A 15431-nucleotide genomic window follows, 5' to 3' on the forward strand; every position below is an offset into this window, starting at 1 on the left:
TTACTCACCAATTTGGTGACGTTTGCGATATACCTCGTACATTAGCAGACTAGCAGCTACTGAAGCATTTAAGGATGTAACTTTACCAACCATCGGTAAATGAATAAGGAAATCACACTTTTCACCAATAATACGGCTCATACCTTTCCCTTCACTACCAATTACTAACCCAATCGGCATATTGCCATCTAAGTTGCGATAATCTGTTTTCCCTTTTGCATCTGTGCCCGCAATCCAAAGACCACGTTCCTTTAACTCATCAATTGTTCGTGATAAATTTGTCACACGAGCAACTGGAATGTATTCAATTGCCCCTGTTGAAGCCTTTGCAACCGATGCCGTTAACCCAACTGCTCGGCGCTTTGGAATAATAATCCCATGCGCTCCCGTTGCATCTGCTGTACGCATAATAGATCCTAGGTTATGTGGGTCTTCAATTTCATCAAGAATTAAGAAGAACGGATCTTCGTTACGCTTAGCAGCTACCTCAAATAAATCTTCTAATTCCGCATACTGATATGCCGCAACTTGCGCAATCACCCCTTGATGATTTCCTTCAACAAGCTGATCTAATTTTTTCTTTGGTGCATGCTGTAAAATAATTTTATTCTCTTTCGCTAACGCTAATACAATTTGCACTTGTCCCTTGGCAGCACCTTCTGCAATCCAAATCTTATTAATATCTCGCCCTGATCGTAACGCTTCAATTACAGGGTTACGGCCGATAATGTATTCACTACTCATGTTGATGCGCCTCCTTCTTTTACTTCTAATACATCAATTGCTTTATATACAAGCTCTTCTAATCGTTCACGATTGTTCAATAAATAATGATAGCCGAGCAATGCCTCGAAGGCCGTACTATGGCGATACGTTTGTACATCCGTATTTTTTGGAACAGTACCAGAATTCGCATTACGTCCTCTTCTTAGTACCGCTTCTTCTTCCTCTGTTAGAAATGCTGTCTCTAAAAAATGATAAACAACTTTCGCCTGCGCCTTTGCTGAAACAAAGCTTGTCCCTAAACGATGTAGTTGATTGGGACGAACTGTTCCTTTTTGAAGGAGGTGATAGCGGATATATTGTTCATATACCGCATCACCCATATAGGCTAACGCTAAGCTGTTCAATTGCTTTGCATCAATCATGCTTATCCTCTTTTCCATCTTGTACCTTGTGCTGTATCTTCTAAAATAATATTGCGCTCTTTTAAATCATCGCGAATTTGATCTGATAATGCGAAATCACGATTTTTACGAGCTTCAATACGTTTTTGAATTAACACTTCAATCTCTTCATCAAGTAATTCTTCTTTTGTTAATTCTAATCCTAAGATGCCAAATAATGTTTCAAACTGTTTTACATACGCCTCAAGCACAGCTTTTGATGTATGTTCTTCTAGTAAATATTGATTTGCATGGTTTGCTAAGTTATATAATTCTGTTACTGCGTTTGCTGTATTAAAATCATCATCCATCGCTGCTTCAAATGCAACTTGGAATTTCTTCATTTCAGCTAACCACTTCTCGTTATGATCCGTTAAATCCGTACTGCTTTCCATGCGATGTTTTAAATTACCGTATGCCGTTTTAATACGCTCTAACCCATTATTCGTATTCTGTAATAATTCTTCACTAAAGTTAATTGGATGACGATAGTGAACCGATAGCATAAAGAAGCGAATTAATTGCGGATTATATTGCTTAATAATATCGTGAACTAAAATGAAGTTCCCTAATGATTTAGACATTTTTTCATTGTTAATATTAATATATCCATTATGCATCCAGTAACGTGCAAATGTTTTTCCAGTCAAAGCTTCTGATTGTGCAATCTCATTTTCATGATGTGGGAACGCTAAATCTTGACCACCAGCGTGAATATCGATTGTATCTCCTAAATATTTCCGTGCCATTGCAGAGCATTCAATATGCCATCCCGGACGACCTTTCCCCCAAGGGCTCTCCCAGAAGATCTCTCCTTCTTTCGCAGCTTTCCATAATGCAAAGTCAAGTGGATCTTGTTTCTTTTCTCCAACTTCAATACGTGCACCATGACGCAAATCTGCAATTGGTTGATGAGACAATTTGCCGTAGCCTTCAAATTCTTTCGTTTTGTAATAAACATCTCCTTCTGATTCATATGCATACCCTTTTTTCACAAGTTCCTCAATAAACTCAATAATGATATCCATATTTTCTGTTACACGAGGGTGAACTGTAGCGTGCTTGCAACCTAATGCAGTTACATCTTCAAAATACGCTTCAACAAAGCGATCTGCAATTGTTGGAACGTCCTCTCCTAGCTCATTTGCTGCTTTAATTAATTTATCATCTACATCCGTAAAATTAGAAACATATTGTACATCATACCCTTTATATTCTAAGTAGCGACGCACTGTATCAAATACCATAGGCGGTCTTGCATTTCCAATATGAATATAGTTGTATACTGTCGGCCCGCATACATACATCTTCACTTTATTTTCTTCTAAAGGAACAAACTCCTCTTTCTGACGCGTTAACGTATTATAAATGTGAATAGTCATTTTCATCCTTCCTTTCCACTTTTACTTCAAGTTGCTTTTTTAATTTCTCAAGCTCAGCTTCCATCACTTTCAATTTATCAAAAATTGGATCCGGAAGATCCGAATGGTTTAATTCCTGACCTACCTTTACTCCATTCTGAATTACGACACGACCAGGTATACCTACAACTGTCGAATGCGCAGGAACTTCTTTCAACACAACGGACCCTGCACCAATTTTGGAATTCTCTCCAACCGTAATGGATCCGAGTACTTTCGCACCAGTTGCAATAAGTACATTATCTTGAATTGTTGGATGCCTTTTTCCTTTTTCTTTCCCTGTACCACCTAATGTAACTCCTTGATAAATGGTTACATTGTCTCCAATTTCACATGTCTCCCCAATAACAACTCCCATACCATGGTCAATAAAAAAACGGCGACCAATTGTGGCTCCTGGATGAATCTCGATACCAGTAAAAAAACGACTAACTTGTGAAATCCAACGCGCAATAAAGAAAAAATTTCGTTTATAAAAGGCGTGTGCAATTCGGTGTGCCCAAACTGCATGTAATCCAGAGTAAGTTAAAATGACTTCGAAATAATTTCGCGCCGCTGGATCTTGTTCAAAAACGACTTCAATATCTTCTCGAAGCCTCTTAAACATCGATGTCCCCTCCCCTTTATGGACTACTATTCCGAGTGAACTGATTCCCCCGCTATTGGTGGACCGTATTACCTCCACCTCATCATTCAGTGAAAGAAAAGAAGTTAGATTGGAGATGAATTACCCGTAAAGGCCCAATTGGTGAAGGCTAATAATTAGTGAGGAATGAAGCCCCACTGATTAAAGGTTCACTTTATCGCTAACTTCCTTGTTTGTTATCTAGTCTTTATCCATCTGTACAAAAACTTATACCCATACCTATTTACATGGTATAAAAAAAGACGCCTCTGTCATATTGACAGAGGCGCCTTATAAGCGCGGTTCCACTCTGTTTAGGCTCAAATAAAGCCTCAAACTCATCCATGATAACGGTTTATACCGCTTCTGCTTACTTTGCGTCCTTATGACGTCCCGAAACTCTTCGTTGTTCAGCAGAAGACTCGAAGGGGCATTTCAAAAATCCACTTATAAACCACTTCCAGCCAAAAGGTGGTTCTCTCTGTAAAAAGCCTGATTTTCTACTTCTCCTTCTCGTCGCTTTCCCTTATTAGGTTTTTAAGTATTCTTATTATATTTCTAAATTCGTCAAATGTTAACCAATTACTTTACGAATACGATTTAAAACTTTTTCTTTTCCAAGAAGTGCAATTGCGTTTGGAAGTTCTGGGCCATGTGTTTGACCCGTAGTTGCAACACGAATTGGCATAAATAAATTTTTGCCTTTATGACCTGTTTCTTTTTGAACAGCTTTAATTGCCTTCTTAATTGCTGCTGGTTCTACTTCATCTAAAGCTTCTAATCCTGCTGCAAATGCACGAAGTACTTCAGGTACTTGTTCACCTTTTAATACTTCTTGTCCTTCTTCTTCATAGTCTACATGATCTTTGAAGAACATTTCAGAAAGCTCTACAATTTCAGCTCCAAAGCTCATTTGTTCATGGTATAAAGCAATTACACCACGAACCCAAACCTGTTCTTGTTCGCTTAAGTTTTCACTTACACGACCAGCTTTCACTAAATGCGGTAAGCTTAATGCAACAACAGCATCTAGGTCTTGCTTTTTCATATATTGATTGTTCATCCATTTTAGTTTTTGAGAATCGAATAATGCAGGTGATTTTGATAAACGTGCCGCATCAAACATTTCAATAAACTCATCTTTAGAGAAGATTTCTTCCTCCCCTACTGGTGACCAACCAAGTAATGCGATAAAGTTAAAAATCGCTTCTGGAAGATATCCAAGCGCTTTATATTGTTCAATAAATTGAATAATAGATTCATCACGTTTACTTAATTTTTTACGGCTCTCATTTACGATTAATGTCATATGACCGAATTGTGGGATATCCCATCCAAATGCTTCATAAATCATCATTTGTTTCGGTGTGTTAGAGATATGGTCATCGCCACGAAGAACATGTGTGATTTCCATTAAATGATCATCTACCGCTACTGCAAAATTATAAGTTGGAATACCATCTTTTTTCACAATAACGAAATCACCAAAGTCATTTGAGTGGAAAGCAACTTCATCTTTTACGACATCCTTAAACGTGTAGTCGCGGTCAGCCGGTACACGGAAACGAATACTTGGAATGCGGTCTTCTGCTTCAAATTGCTTGATTTGTTCTTCTGTTAAATCACGGTGATTACCTGCATAACGAGGTGTTTCACCACGAGCAATTTGTCCTTCACGCTCTGCTTCTAATTCCTCTTCTGTCATGTAACATTTATAAGCTAAACCACGTTCTAGCAAATCTTCATATAACTTTTTATAAATATCTAAACGTTCTGTTTGACGATATGGTCCATATTCACCACCAACATCAACACCTTCATCCCAGTCCATACCGAGCCATTTCAAGTATTTTAATTGGCTTTCTTCACCACCAGCAACATTACGTTTTACATCAGTATCTTCAATACGAATAATAAACTTGCCATCTTGATGACGAGCAAATAAATAATTAAATAATGCCGTACGCGCATTTCCGATATGTAAGTGTCCTGTTGGACTTGGCGCATAGCGTACTCTCACTTGCTTTTCCATAATTGGTACACCTTCCATTCTTAATGTCAACACATTCTATAATTGTACACCAAAAAAATCCGATTATCCATCTTACGAATCAAAAACAACTATTTTTTCTGTAATAATACAACTGCTTGAGAAGCAATCCCTTCTTCTCTTCCTGTAAATCCTAATTTTTCAGTTGTTGTTGCCTTCACATTAATATTGCCTATAGAAGTTTCTAATAACTCACTAATACGCTTACGCATATTTTCAATATGTGGTGCCATTTTCGGCTTCTGCGCAATAATTGTACAATCTAAATTACCTAACTCATACCCTTGTTCACGCACAAACTCCCAAACTTTTTGCAATAACACCGCTGAATCTGCATCCTTAAAGGCAGGATCTGTATCTGGAAAATGTTTTCCGATGTCACCTGCAGCAATTGCTCCTAAACATGCATCAGCAATTGTATGTAAAAGTACATCTGCATCTGAGTGACCTAACAAACCTTTTTCATGCGGAATCGTAATTCCACCAATAATTAACGGTCTACCTTCTGCAAATTCATGTACATCAAAACCTTGTCCAATTCGAAACATTTTACATCCTCCTCAAGCTAAACTACTGAACGTTATGATTCTATATTATATCTATGCACCTATAAAGAAAAGCCCGGCAGTAACCGGGCTTTTCTTTATATTCTTTCTACTACCCCTTCTGAACACGCAAGAAACTTTCAGCAATTAATAAATCTTCTGGCGTTGTCACTTTAATATTGTAATAACTACCCTCTACTACGCCCACTTCCTTACCAATACGTTCTACAAGACTTGCATCATCTGTACCAAGGAAACATCCCTGTTTTGCACTTTGATGCGCTTCTAGTAAAAGTGGAACAGAAAATCCTTGAGGTGTTTGTACGGCTCTCAACTGAGAACGTTCAACTGTTTCAACAACTGTATTTTGTTCTACCCGTTTTACTGTGTCCTTTACAGGTACCGCGCAAATCGAAGCACCTTTCTGCTTCGCTGCAATCAATACATCACGGGTCATTTTATTCGTTACAAACGGACGTGCTCCATCATGTACGAGAACATACTCGGTTTGCTTCACATATTGAAGTGCATTATATACACTATCTTGTCTTTCAGCCCCACCTTGGATAAACTGCACACTCTTTTGAATCGGATATCTCTGTATTAACCCTTCAAAATAGGAACGTTCTTCTTCATTAATTGCCATAATAATATTTTTACATGCTTCATCTTTTTCAAAAACACGTAATGTATGCACAATAATAGGCACTTCATTAATAAGCAAAAATAATTTATTTTTACCAGCACCCATTCGCTTTCCTCGGCCCGCGGCCGGAATAATTAATGTATACATGCTAATAATCCTCTACTTATAATGCTTTTTCTAGTAATTTTCGCTTTGCAAAAATCATACGACCAGCAGATGTTTGTAGTACACTTGTAACGAGTACATCAAGTTGTGAACCAACATATTCTCGACCATCTTCTACTACAATCATCGTACCATCATCTAAATAAGCAACACCTTGATTTTGCTCTTTTCCATCTTTGACAACATAAACGCTTAGTTCTTCACCGGGAAGTACAACTGGCTTAATTGCATTTGCTAAATCATTAATGTTTAGAACTGTTACTCCTTGTAGTTCAGAAACTTTATTTAAGTTAAAATCATTTGTGACAACAGTACCACCAGTTACTTTCGCTAATTTCACAAGCTTGCTGTCCACTTCTTGAATATCTTCGAAATCGCCTTCATAAATCTCTACTGGAATTGGCATCTCTTTTTGAATACGGTTTAAAATATCTAATCCTCTACGTCCTCGATTACGCTTTAATGCATCCGAAGAATCAGCAATATGTTGCAACTCCTCTAATACAAACTGAGGAATGACAATCGTTCCTTCTAGGAATTTCGTTTGACAAATATCAGCAATACGTCCATCAATAATTACACTAGTATCAAGAATTTTCCAATGCGAAAAAGATTCCTCTACTCCTGTTTCCGTTTCAGCCTCTTCATTATCACTATTGTTATTTTTCTTCTTGCCACCGCGTTGTGGTAGTGTAAATAATCCTAACAATTCATTTCTCTTTTTAAATCCTACCTGGAATCCTAAGTAACCAAGTAGAAGTGTAAAGAAGATTTGCAATACAGTACTAATGACTGGAATTGTAAATTCACGAATTGGTATCAAAATTAAATACGCAACAATAAGACCTGAGATTAATCCTAGCGTGCCAAATAAAACATCTGTTACAGGCGCCTTTACAAGAGCTTCCTCAATATGTTTAATAAGCTGAACAATATAATCTACGAGCCAAAATGTTGTTAAAAATAAAATAATTGCACCAATAATTGCACGAACATACGAGCCCTCCAGTAACGGGATTGCACCCATGTCCAATACATTAATAACTTTCGGGATTAAATAAATCCCTAACGCTCCTCCGATTACTAGAACGAAGAGCTGTACGATCCGTTTTAACATCCAACCACCTCCTACTCATTATTAACCATTGTTTTGCTAATCAAAACGCCGAATGCAAAAGCGGACGTGTCTTTTTATAAATTGGTTTATTTACCAATATATCATATCATATACCAAAAATGTGCTAGTGTCGTTATATTATGAAATCAATGTAATATTCTTAATTGTGTCTACTCATATATAAATGCTCTTGGATTCGTTTTAAACCTTCTCGTATTTTTTTCGCCCGAACTTCTCCAATTCCTTCTACATCATCTAACTCATTAATACTTGCACGACAAACGCCTTGCAATGTTTTAAATCGATTGATCAAATTTTCAATAATAAGAGGTGGTACCCGAGAAATTTTACTTGTAATCCTATATCCTCTCGGTGTAACACTTTCCTCTAAACTCATTTGCCCTGGGTAACCAAGCAATTTCACTAAATCACTATCTTCTAAAAGCTGTGCATTTGCAAGTTCCTGTAATTTTTTTAAAATTTGATAGTGATCCTGCGTCTTTTCTTGATAGTAGTCTTTAATTAATAATGCTGCCTCTGCTTCCAAATCAGCCAACAGCTCAGTAAGCTGTAAACGAATAAGTCTACCTTCTGTTCCTAATTCATGAATATAACTTAGAATTTCATTCTTAATACGGAGTACCATCTCGACACTATGTAGGACGTGGACCACTTCAGACATCGTAACAACTTCCTCAAATTCTAGAATACCCAAGTTCGTAATACCATCATTCCATACTGCTTTATATTTTTCTAAAGTTTGAATAGCCTGATTTGCCTTTGTTAAAATAACGCCTATGTCTTTTAGTGTATAACGTAAACCTCCCTGATATAGCGTAATTACGTTACGTCTTTGTGAAATAGCAACAACAAGACTTCCTGTTTGCTTCGCTACACGTTCTGCTGTGCGATGACGCATTCCTGTTTCAATGGAATCAATAGATGACTCGGGAACTAACTGTGCATTTGCAATTAAAATTTTACTTCCCGTCTCATTTAAAATAAGAGCTCCATCCATTTTTGCTAGTTCGTATAAACTAGCGGGAGAGAATGCACAATTAATGTGAAATCCTCCATCAACAATGCTTTTAATTTGATCATTATACCCAAGGACAATTAAGCCACCTGTTTGCGCACGAAGTACATTATCTATGCCTTCTCGCAAAGGTGTCCCTGGTGCAACAAGCTGCAAAATATTAATCATACTTTTGACACGTTGCTTGTTTTCTTCCATAGCCTAGCCTCCTAATGTCAAACGAAGCGCCTCTCCTAAATTAGAAACACCAACTACTTCAATCCCCTCAGGAATTGTCCAACCCCCTAAATTTTTTTGCGGGATGATGGCACGCTGAAATCCTAATTTAGCCGCTTCTTGTACTCGTTGTTCAATTCTCGATACCCTTCTTACTTCTCCAGTTAACCCAACTTCTCCTATTACCGCATCGGTCGGGGCAGTTGACTTATCTCGAAAACTCGATGCAATACTTAAAGCCACTGCCAAATCAATTGCTGGTTCATCCAATCTCAATCCTCCAGCAACCTTTAAATACGCATCTTGGTTTTGCAATAATAAACCTGCTCTTTTTTCTAGCACTGCCATAATAAGCGATACACGATTATGATCAATCCCTGTAGCCATTCTTCGTGGATTTCCAAAACTAGTAGGAGAAATTAATGCTTGTATTTCTACTAAAACAGGCCTTGTCCCTTCCATAGAAGCAACAACTGTAGAGCCAGCAACTCCAACAGGTCTTTCTTCTAGAAAAATTTCAGAAGGATTTAATACTTCCGCAAGACCGAGTTCCTTCATTTCAAAAATACCCATCTCATTTGTAGAACCAAAGCGATTTTTAACCGCTCGCAAAATACGATATGTATGATGACGGTCTCCTTCAAAATAAAGAACCGCATCCACCATATGTTCTAACATACGCGGTCCTGCAATTGCCCCTTCTTTCGTTACATGTCCTACGATAAAAATTGGAATTCCTTTCGTTTTTGCAAGTTTCATCAGTTCCGCTGTACATTCACGTACTTGCGAAACACTACCTGGTGCTGAGGTTACTTCTGGCAAATAAATAGTTTGAATGGAATCAATGACAACAAAGGAAGGGTTCATTTCATCGATATGTGCCGCAATTCGCTGTAAATCTGTTTCCGAAACAACAAATAAGTTGCTTCCATTTACATGTAGACGATCTGCACGAAGTTTAATTTGTTTTGCTGATTCTTCACCAGATATATACAATACATCATACGAAGAATCTGCTAATTGCGATGATATTTGTAGTAGTAAGGTTGATTTTCCAATTCCAGGATCTCCTCCAATAAGTACGAGGGAACCGTCAACAATTCCTCCACCGAGTACACGATTAAATTCTTGGAATTTTGTTTCAATCCGTGCCTCTGACTTTGTTTCTACTTCTGTAAGACGCCTTGGCTTTGTTACTTCCGTTTGAATCGCATTTGCATAGTTGATGCGACGCGATGATACAACTTGTTCCATCTCTTCGACAAGCGTATTCCATTGCCCACATCCAGGGCACTTACCCATATATTTTGGTGACTGATAACCACATTCTTGACATATAAATTTCGTTTTCTTTTTAGCCATCTTGTTTTTACTTCACTTCACTTTCATCTATAAACATACATCCTTCTCGTACAAGAAAGAGGGCTATTATTTAGCCCTCCTTGTTTGTCTATACTTATTTTACCTTTTCTGCACTGCGAATGACAAATGATTCCCCTTCGGCGTCAAAGACAACTTTTTGACCTTTCTCAATTGCTCCTTTTAGAAGTTCTTCTGACAATCGATCTTCCACATGTTTTTGGATTGCTCGACGAAGTGGACGAGCACCATACTCACGATCGAATCCTTTATCAGCAATCGCTTCAATTGCTGTACTTGTTAACTCTAATTCAATCTCTTGTTCTTTTAACCGATTTACTAATTGATTAACCATAAGCGTTACAATTTCTTGAATATGTTTTTTCTCAAGCATATGGAAAACAATGATTTCATCAATACGGTTTAAGAACTCTGGACGAAATGCTTTTTTCAATTCATCCATTACTTTACCCTTCATATCTGAATAATCACGACTCTCATCTTGTACGTTAAAACCGAGATGTTTATTACGTTTTAATGCTTCGGCACCAACGTTAGATGTCATAATAACAATTGTATTTCGGAAATCAACTGTACGCCCTTTAGAGTCTGTTAAACGCCCATCTTCTAGCACTTGCAGTAAAATGTTAAATACATCTGGATGTGCCTTCTCTACTTCATCTAACAGCACGACAGAATATGGTTTGCGACGAACTTTTTCTGTTAATTGGCCGCCTTCTTCATATCCCACATATCCTGGGGGAGACCCCACTAAGCGAGAAGTAGAATGTTTCTCCATATACTCAGACATATCAATACGAATCATTGCATCTTCATCACCAAACATAGATTCTGCTAATGCACGCGCAAGCTCCGTTTTACCTACACCAGTCGGTCCTAAGAAAATAAATGAACCAATTGGGCGTTTCGGATCTTTTAAACCTGCTCTTGCGCGGCGCACTGCTTTCGCTACTGCGACAACAGCTTCATCTTGGCCAATTACACGGTCATGTAAAATGGATTCTAGATTCAATAATTTATTTGTTTCTGTTTGTGCAAGTTTAGAAACCGGAATACGCGTCCACGTAGAAACAACATTTGCAATGTCTTCTACTGTTACTTCTGAATTTTCTTTTCCTTGCTGCTCTTTCCACTGACGTTTTGTATCCTCTAATTTTTCACGTAAACGTTGTTCCATATCTCGTAAAGAAGCTGCCTTTTCAAATTCTTGGCTCTGTACGGCTGCATCCTTTTCTTTTCGAATTTCTTCAAGTTTCACTTCAAGTTCTTTTAAATCTGGTGGTGTTGTATAAGAACGTAAGCGTACTTTTGAAGCTGCTTCATCGATTAAGTCAATTGCTTTATCAGGTAAGAAACGATCTGTAATATAACGATCCGAAAGTTTTACAGCTGCTTCAATTGCATCATCTGTAATGGAAACGCGGTGATGCGCCTCGTAACGATCGCGTAACCCTCTTAAAATTTGAATCGATTCTTCTAAGCTTGGCTCGTCAACATGAATTGGTTGGAAACGTCTTTCTAGTGCTGCATCTTTTTCAATGTATTTACGATACTCATCTAATGTTGTCGCCCCAATACATTGCAATTCACCACGTGCTAATGATGGTTTCAAAATATTGGATGCGTCAATTGCACCTTCTGCACCACCTGCACCAATTAATGTATGAAGTTCATCAATAAATAGAATGATATTACCAGCTTGGCGAATTTCATCCATCACTTTCTTTAAACGATCCTCAAACTCACCACGGTATTTCGTGCCAGCAACAACTGTACCCATATCTAACGTCATAACACGCTTATCGCGTAATGTTTCTGGAACTTCATTATTTACAATTTGCTGTGCTAGACCTTCAGCAATTGCTGTTTTACCTACCCCAGGTTCTCCAATTAATACTGGGTTATTCTTAGTTCTACGGCTCAATACTTCAATAACACGTTGAATCTCTTTACTACGGCCAATAACAGGATCTAAGCGTCCTTCACGTGCAACAACTGTCAAATCTCGCGCTAAACTATCAAGCGTTGGTGTATTTGCATTTGCTGATGCACCACCTTGATGGCCTGATGTAGCTTCATTGCTTCCAAGGAGCTGCAATACTTGTTGTCTTGCTTTGTTTAAACTTACGCCTAAGTTATTTAAAACACGCGCTGCAACACCTTCACCTTCACGGATCAACCCTAGTAAAATATGTTCCGTTCCAACATAAGAATGACCTAGCTTACGTGCCTCATCCATTGATAACTCAATTACTTTTTTGGCACGCGGTGTATAATGAACAGTTTGAGACATCTCTGTTCCACGACCAATTAATGCCTCTACCTCTTTTTGTACCTTCTCTGGACTTAACCCAAGAGCAATTAACGCTTTAGCTGCAATTCCTTCCCCTTCGCGTACAAGCCCAAGTAAAATATGTTCTGTACCAATATTATTATGCCCAATGCGAATTGCTTCTTCTTGAGATAAAGCTAATACTTTCTGTGCTCTTTCTGTAAATCTTCCAAACATCATAGAAATCGCCTCCTACTTGCGCTCAATTTTGTTCAATTCGTAGTCTTTCACGGATTAATGTCGCCCTTCGATAATCCCTTTCTTCTGGGCTTAAAGGACCTCCTGCGTATTGCTGTAAAATTCCTGGCTGAGTTAGTACCATTAACTCTGTTAAAATATTTCTTGATATATTTTTTATATAATCAAGATCAATACCTAACCGCATATCTGACAGACAAGTAGCAGCTTCTGCCGATTGAATTAATCGACTATTAGCCAGTACACCGTAAGAACGATATACTCGGTCTTCAAGTTCAATACTTGAATTTTTCATAATTAGTTCTCGAGCTACTCTCTCTTGTTGTATAAGCTGATGAACAACACTCTCTAAATCTGCTATAATATCTTCTTCTGATTTTCCTAATGTCATTTGATTAGAAACTTGAAATATATTACCTAAGGCTTCGCTACCTTCACCGTATATTCCTCTTACGACTAAACCTAATTGTTGAATTGCTTGTATAATACGATTTATCCGTTTCGTCAAAACAAGTGCTGGTAAATGCATCATTACAGAAGCTCGTAACCCCGTACCAACATTTGTGGGGCAACTGGTAATATAGCCAAGCGATTCATCAAAAGCATATTCAACTGCTTTTTCAATCCATGTATCCATTTTGTTTGCGCTTTGCAGTGCTTCTGATAATTGCAGCCCTGAGAATAAACATTGAATTCGCACATGATCTTCTTCATTAAGCATCACACTTATATGTTCACTTTCTGATAGTAGACAAGTACCAAATTCCGTTCCAGCAAGATTAGGACTAATTAAATGTTTTTCTACTAAAACTCTTCGCTGAAGCGGTTTTAGTTCATTCATTTTTAATAGTTCAAAATTCCCGAGGGATTTCACTTTCTGATTTACAAACTTCTTTTGAAATAAATTAGTAATCTGCTTAGCTTCTTCATCAGTTTGTATAATAGGGAAATGATAATCTTTTAAATTACGAGCCAAACGAATACGACTACTTAAAACAATATCAGAATCGGGGCCATCTCCCCTCATCCACGGACTAATTGCTTCATTCATAATACGATCCAGTGACATAGAACTATTCCCCCCCTCTATGCTCACTAAGCTGATTTTCAATACTTCGGATTTGATCACGCGTTTGAGCTGCTTTTTCAAATTCTTCTTTCTGTACACATTGCTTTAATTTTAATTTTAGTTCATCTAATTCTTTCTTTAGATGAATATTTCCTCCCATACGCTCGGGAATTTTTCCACAATGATGTGTATGACCACCATGAAGCCGCTTCAACATTGGCTTTAGTTGTTCCTTAAATGTCTCATAACAAGAAGCACATCCAAAGCGACCTACTTTTGCAAATTGTTTATATGTCATATTACAAGTTGAACATCGTAATACTCTTGCATCTGAAAAACTATCCTCTTGGTTTTCAAACATTGATGGTTCTCCATGTAGCAATCCAGCTAGTAAGTCATGGAAGGAAAAACTAGATTGTGGTGATTGAAAGAAAGACGTATAGCCATTTTGCTCTGCACATTGCTCACAAAGATGAACTTCCGTCTTTTGTCCGTTTATTACTTTTGTATAATGTAATGCTGCTGGTCTTATATTACAATTTTGACAAGTCATCTTATATCCCCACCTTTACAATAGGAACGATCTACCTCATGATACTTTTTATACACCACTAGATTATTTTGTTCATTTAATCTTGTCTGTAAAAAGTCCCACTATAAAATGAATTACCGCTAAAAACATTTCTTAACAAAAGCTGTATTTATTTATATTTCAGTGTCCTTAACATTGCGCATAATATTCGAGCCCTAAGTTCATCTCTAGAAGGTAAATCCATTAATAATACAGATCGATCTAATACGCTCAGCATAAGTTTTGCTTCCCGATTGGTCACAATATCTTCTTCCACTAATCGTATAATGATACTTTCCGCATTCCCTTGCGCAATACTATGCTCGATCATATGAAGCATTTGATCAATAATGTCTATATCGTCATGCAATTTGACTTTGATAATGCGAATGTAACCTCCTCCGCCTCGTTTACTTTCAACTACAAATCCTCTTTCTAACGTAAAGCGAGTATTGATTACATAATTAATTTGAGACGGAACACAATCAAATCGATCCGCAATCTCATTTCTCTTAATCTCAATCACATTATTATTGCTTAAGTCAATAACTTGCTTTAGAAATTGCTCAATGATATCAGATATATTTCTCATTTATCCGCCACCTTTATTGACTTTGACTATCTTTGACTTTAATTATATACGTATTAAAGAAATTTGCAACTCTTTTGCTTCCTCACTATCCTAGCCAAAATTTCTTTTCTTTAATCACTACGTTTATATTTTATACAACAGAATTAACTTCTCATTTTTATTTGTACATATTAATACCAAATAAAAATATACAAAAAAGCACGAGTCAATTGACTCGTGCTTTAATTGCTTGGCGACGTCCTACTCTCACAGGGACAAGGTCCCAACTACCATCGGCGCTAGAGAGCTTAACTTCCGTGTTC

The 15431-nt window shown here is 37.5% G+C and carries 14 protein-coding genes and 1 other annotated feature; all 14 genes read right to left on the minus strand.

The annotated features are described in order from the left end of the window. The 14 genes from rlmB to JDS96_RS18010 all read right to left on the minus strand — a co-directional run bounded on the left by rlmB (nucleotide 1) and on the right by JDS96_RS18010 (nucleotide 15129). Nucleotides 1–744 (minus strand): 23S rRNA (guanosine(2251)-2'-O)-methyltransferase RlmB, encoded by a 744-nt coding sequence (gene rlmB / locus JDS96_RS17945; RefSeq protein ID WP_003194319.1) that lies wholly within the window; start codon nucleotides 742–744, stop codon nucleotides 1–3. Then, on the minus strand, nucleotides 741–1148 hold the full coding sequence (locus JDS96_RS17950) for a Mini-ribonuclease 3 (protein ID WP_003205491.1): 408 nt from the start codon (nucleotides 1146–1148) through the stop codon (nucleotides 741–743). The genes rlmB and JDS96_RS17950 overlap by 4 nt, the downstream gene beginning before the upstream one ends. A 2-nt stretch (nucleotides 1149–1150) precedes the next feature. Beyond that, entirely contained in the window at nucleotides 1151–2548 is a 1398-nt protein-coding gene (gene cysS, locus JDS96_RS17955) for a cysteine--tRNA ligase (RefSeq protein ID WP_018767351.1), read from the minus strand. Beyond that, the gene (cysE, locus tag JDS96_RS17960) at nucleotides 2529–3194 is read right to left on the minus strand and encodes a serine O-acetyltransferase (RefSeq protein WP_199667604.1); all 666 of its coding nucleotides are present in this window, start codon (nucleotides 3192–3194) and stop codon (nucleotides 2529–2531) included. Before cysE ends, cysS begins: the two co-directional genes overlap by 20 nt. 297 nt (nucleotides 3195–3491) lie before the next feature. Next, nucleotides 3492–3738 (minus strand) — a binding site (T-box leader). A 48-nt stretch (nucleotides 3739–3786) separates the two neighbouring features. Then, nucleotides 3787–5244: a glutamate--tRNA ligase gene (gene gltX / locus JDS96_RS17965; RefSeq protein ID WP_199667605.1), complete on the minus strand. Its 1458-nt coding sequence runs from the start codon at nucleotides 5242–5244 to the stop codon at nucleotides 3787–3789. An 89-nt stretch (nucleotides 5245–5333) separates the two neighbouring features. Beyond that, nucleotides 5334–5810, minus strand: coding sequence for a 2-C-methyl-D-erythritol 2,4-cyclodiphosphate synthase (gene ispF / locus JDS96_RS17970; protein WP_003205484.1), 477 nt, complete (start codon nucleotides 5808–5810; stop codon nucleotides 5334–5336). Nucleotides 5811–5919: 109 nt separating this feature from the next. Further along, nucleotides 5920–6600: a 2-C-methyl-D-erythritol 4-phosphate cytidylyltransferase gene (gene ispD / locus JDS96_RS17975; RefSeq protein ID WP_199667606.1), complete on the minus strand. Its 681-nt coding sequence runs from the start codon at nucleotides 6598–6600 to the stop codon at nucleotides 5920–5922. A gap of 16 nt (nucleotides 6601–6616) precedes the next feature. Next, entirely contained in the window at nucleotides 6617–7735 is a 1119-nt protein-coding gene (locus JDS96_RS17980) for a PIN/TRAM domain-containing protein (protein ID WP_003194307.1), read from the minus strand. 160 nt (nucleotides 7736–7895) lie between these two features. Beyond that, nucleotides 7896–8969: a DNA integrity scanning diadenylate cyclase DisA gene (gene disA / locus JDS96_RS17985; RefSeq protein ID WP_003194305.1), complete on the minus strand. Its 1074-nt coding sequence runs from the start codon at nucleotides 8967–8969 to the stop codon at nucleotides 7896–7898. 3 nt (nucleotides 8970–8972) lie between these two features. Continuing rightward, nucleotides 8973–10349: a DNA repair protein RadA gene (gene radA / locus JDS96_RS17990; RefSeq protein ID WP_003194303.1), complete on the minus strand. Its 1377-nt coding sequence runs from the start codon at nucleotides 10347–10349 to the stop codon at nucleotides 8973–8975. A gap of 94 nt (nucleotides 10350–10443) precedes the next feature. After that, entirely contained in the window at nucleotides 10444–12879 is a 2436-nt protein-coding gene (gene clpC / locus JDS96_RS17995; protein ID WP_006093090.1) for an ATP-dependent protease ATP-binding subunit ClpC, read from the minus strand. A 22-nt stretch (nucleotides 12880–12901) separates the two neighbouring features. Next, nucleotides 12902–13966 (minus strand): protein-arginine kinase McsB, encoded by a 1065-nt coding sequence (locus JDS96_RS18000; RefSeq protein WP_003194301.1) that lies wholly within the window; start codon nucleotides 13964–13966, stop codon nucleotides 12902–12904. A 4-nt stretch (nucleotides 13967–13970) separates the two neighbouring features. Further along, nucleotides 13971–14519 (minus strand): protein-arginine kinase activator protein McsA, encoded by a 549-nt coding sequence (locus JDS96_RS18005; RefSeq protein WP_003194299.1) that lies wholly within the window; start codon nucleotides 14517–14519, stop codon nucleotides 13971–13973. 148 nt (nucleotides 14520–14667) lie between these two features. Then, nucleotides 14668–15129, minus strand: coding sequence for a CtsR family transcriptional regulator (locus tag JDS96_RS18010; protein ID WP_003194296.1), 462 nt, complete (start codon nucleotides 15127–15129; stop codon nucleotides 14668–14670). Nucleotides 15130–15431: the final 302 nt, after the last annotated feature.

It is taken from the genome of Bacillus cereus group sp. N21, from assembly GCF_016483395.1.
GTDB classification, from domain to species: domain Bacteria; phylum Bacillota; class Bacilli; order Bacillales; family Bacillaceae_G; genus Bacillus_A; species Bacillus_A pseudomycoides.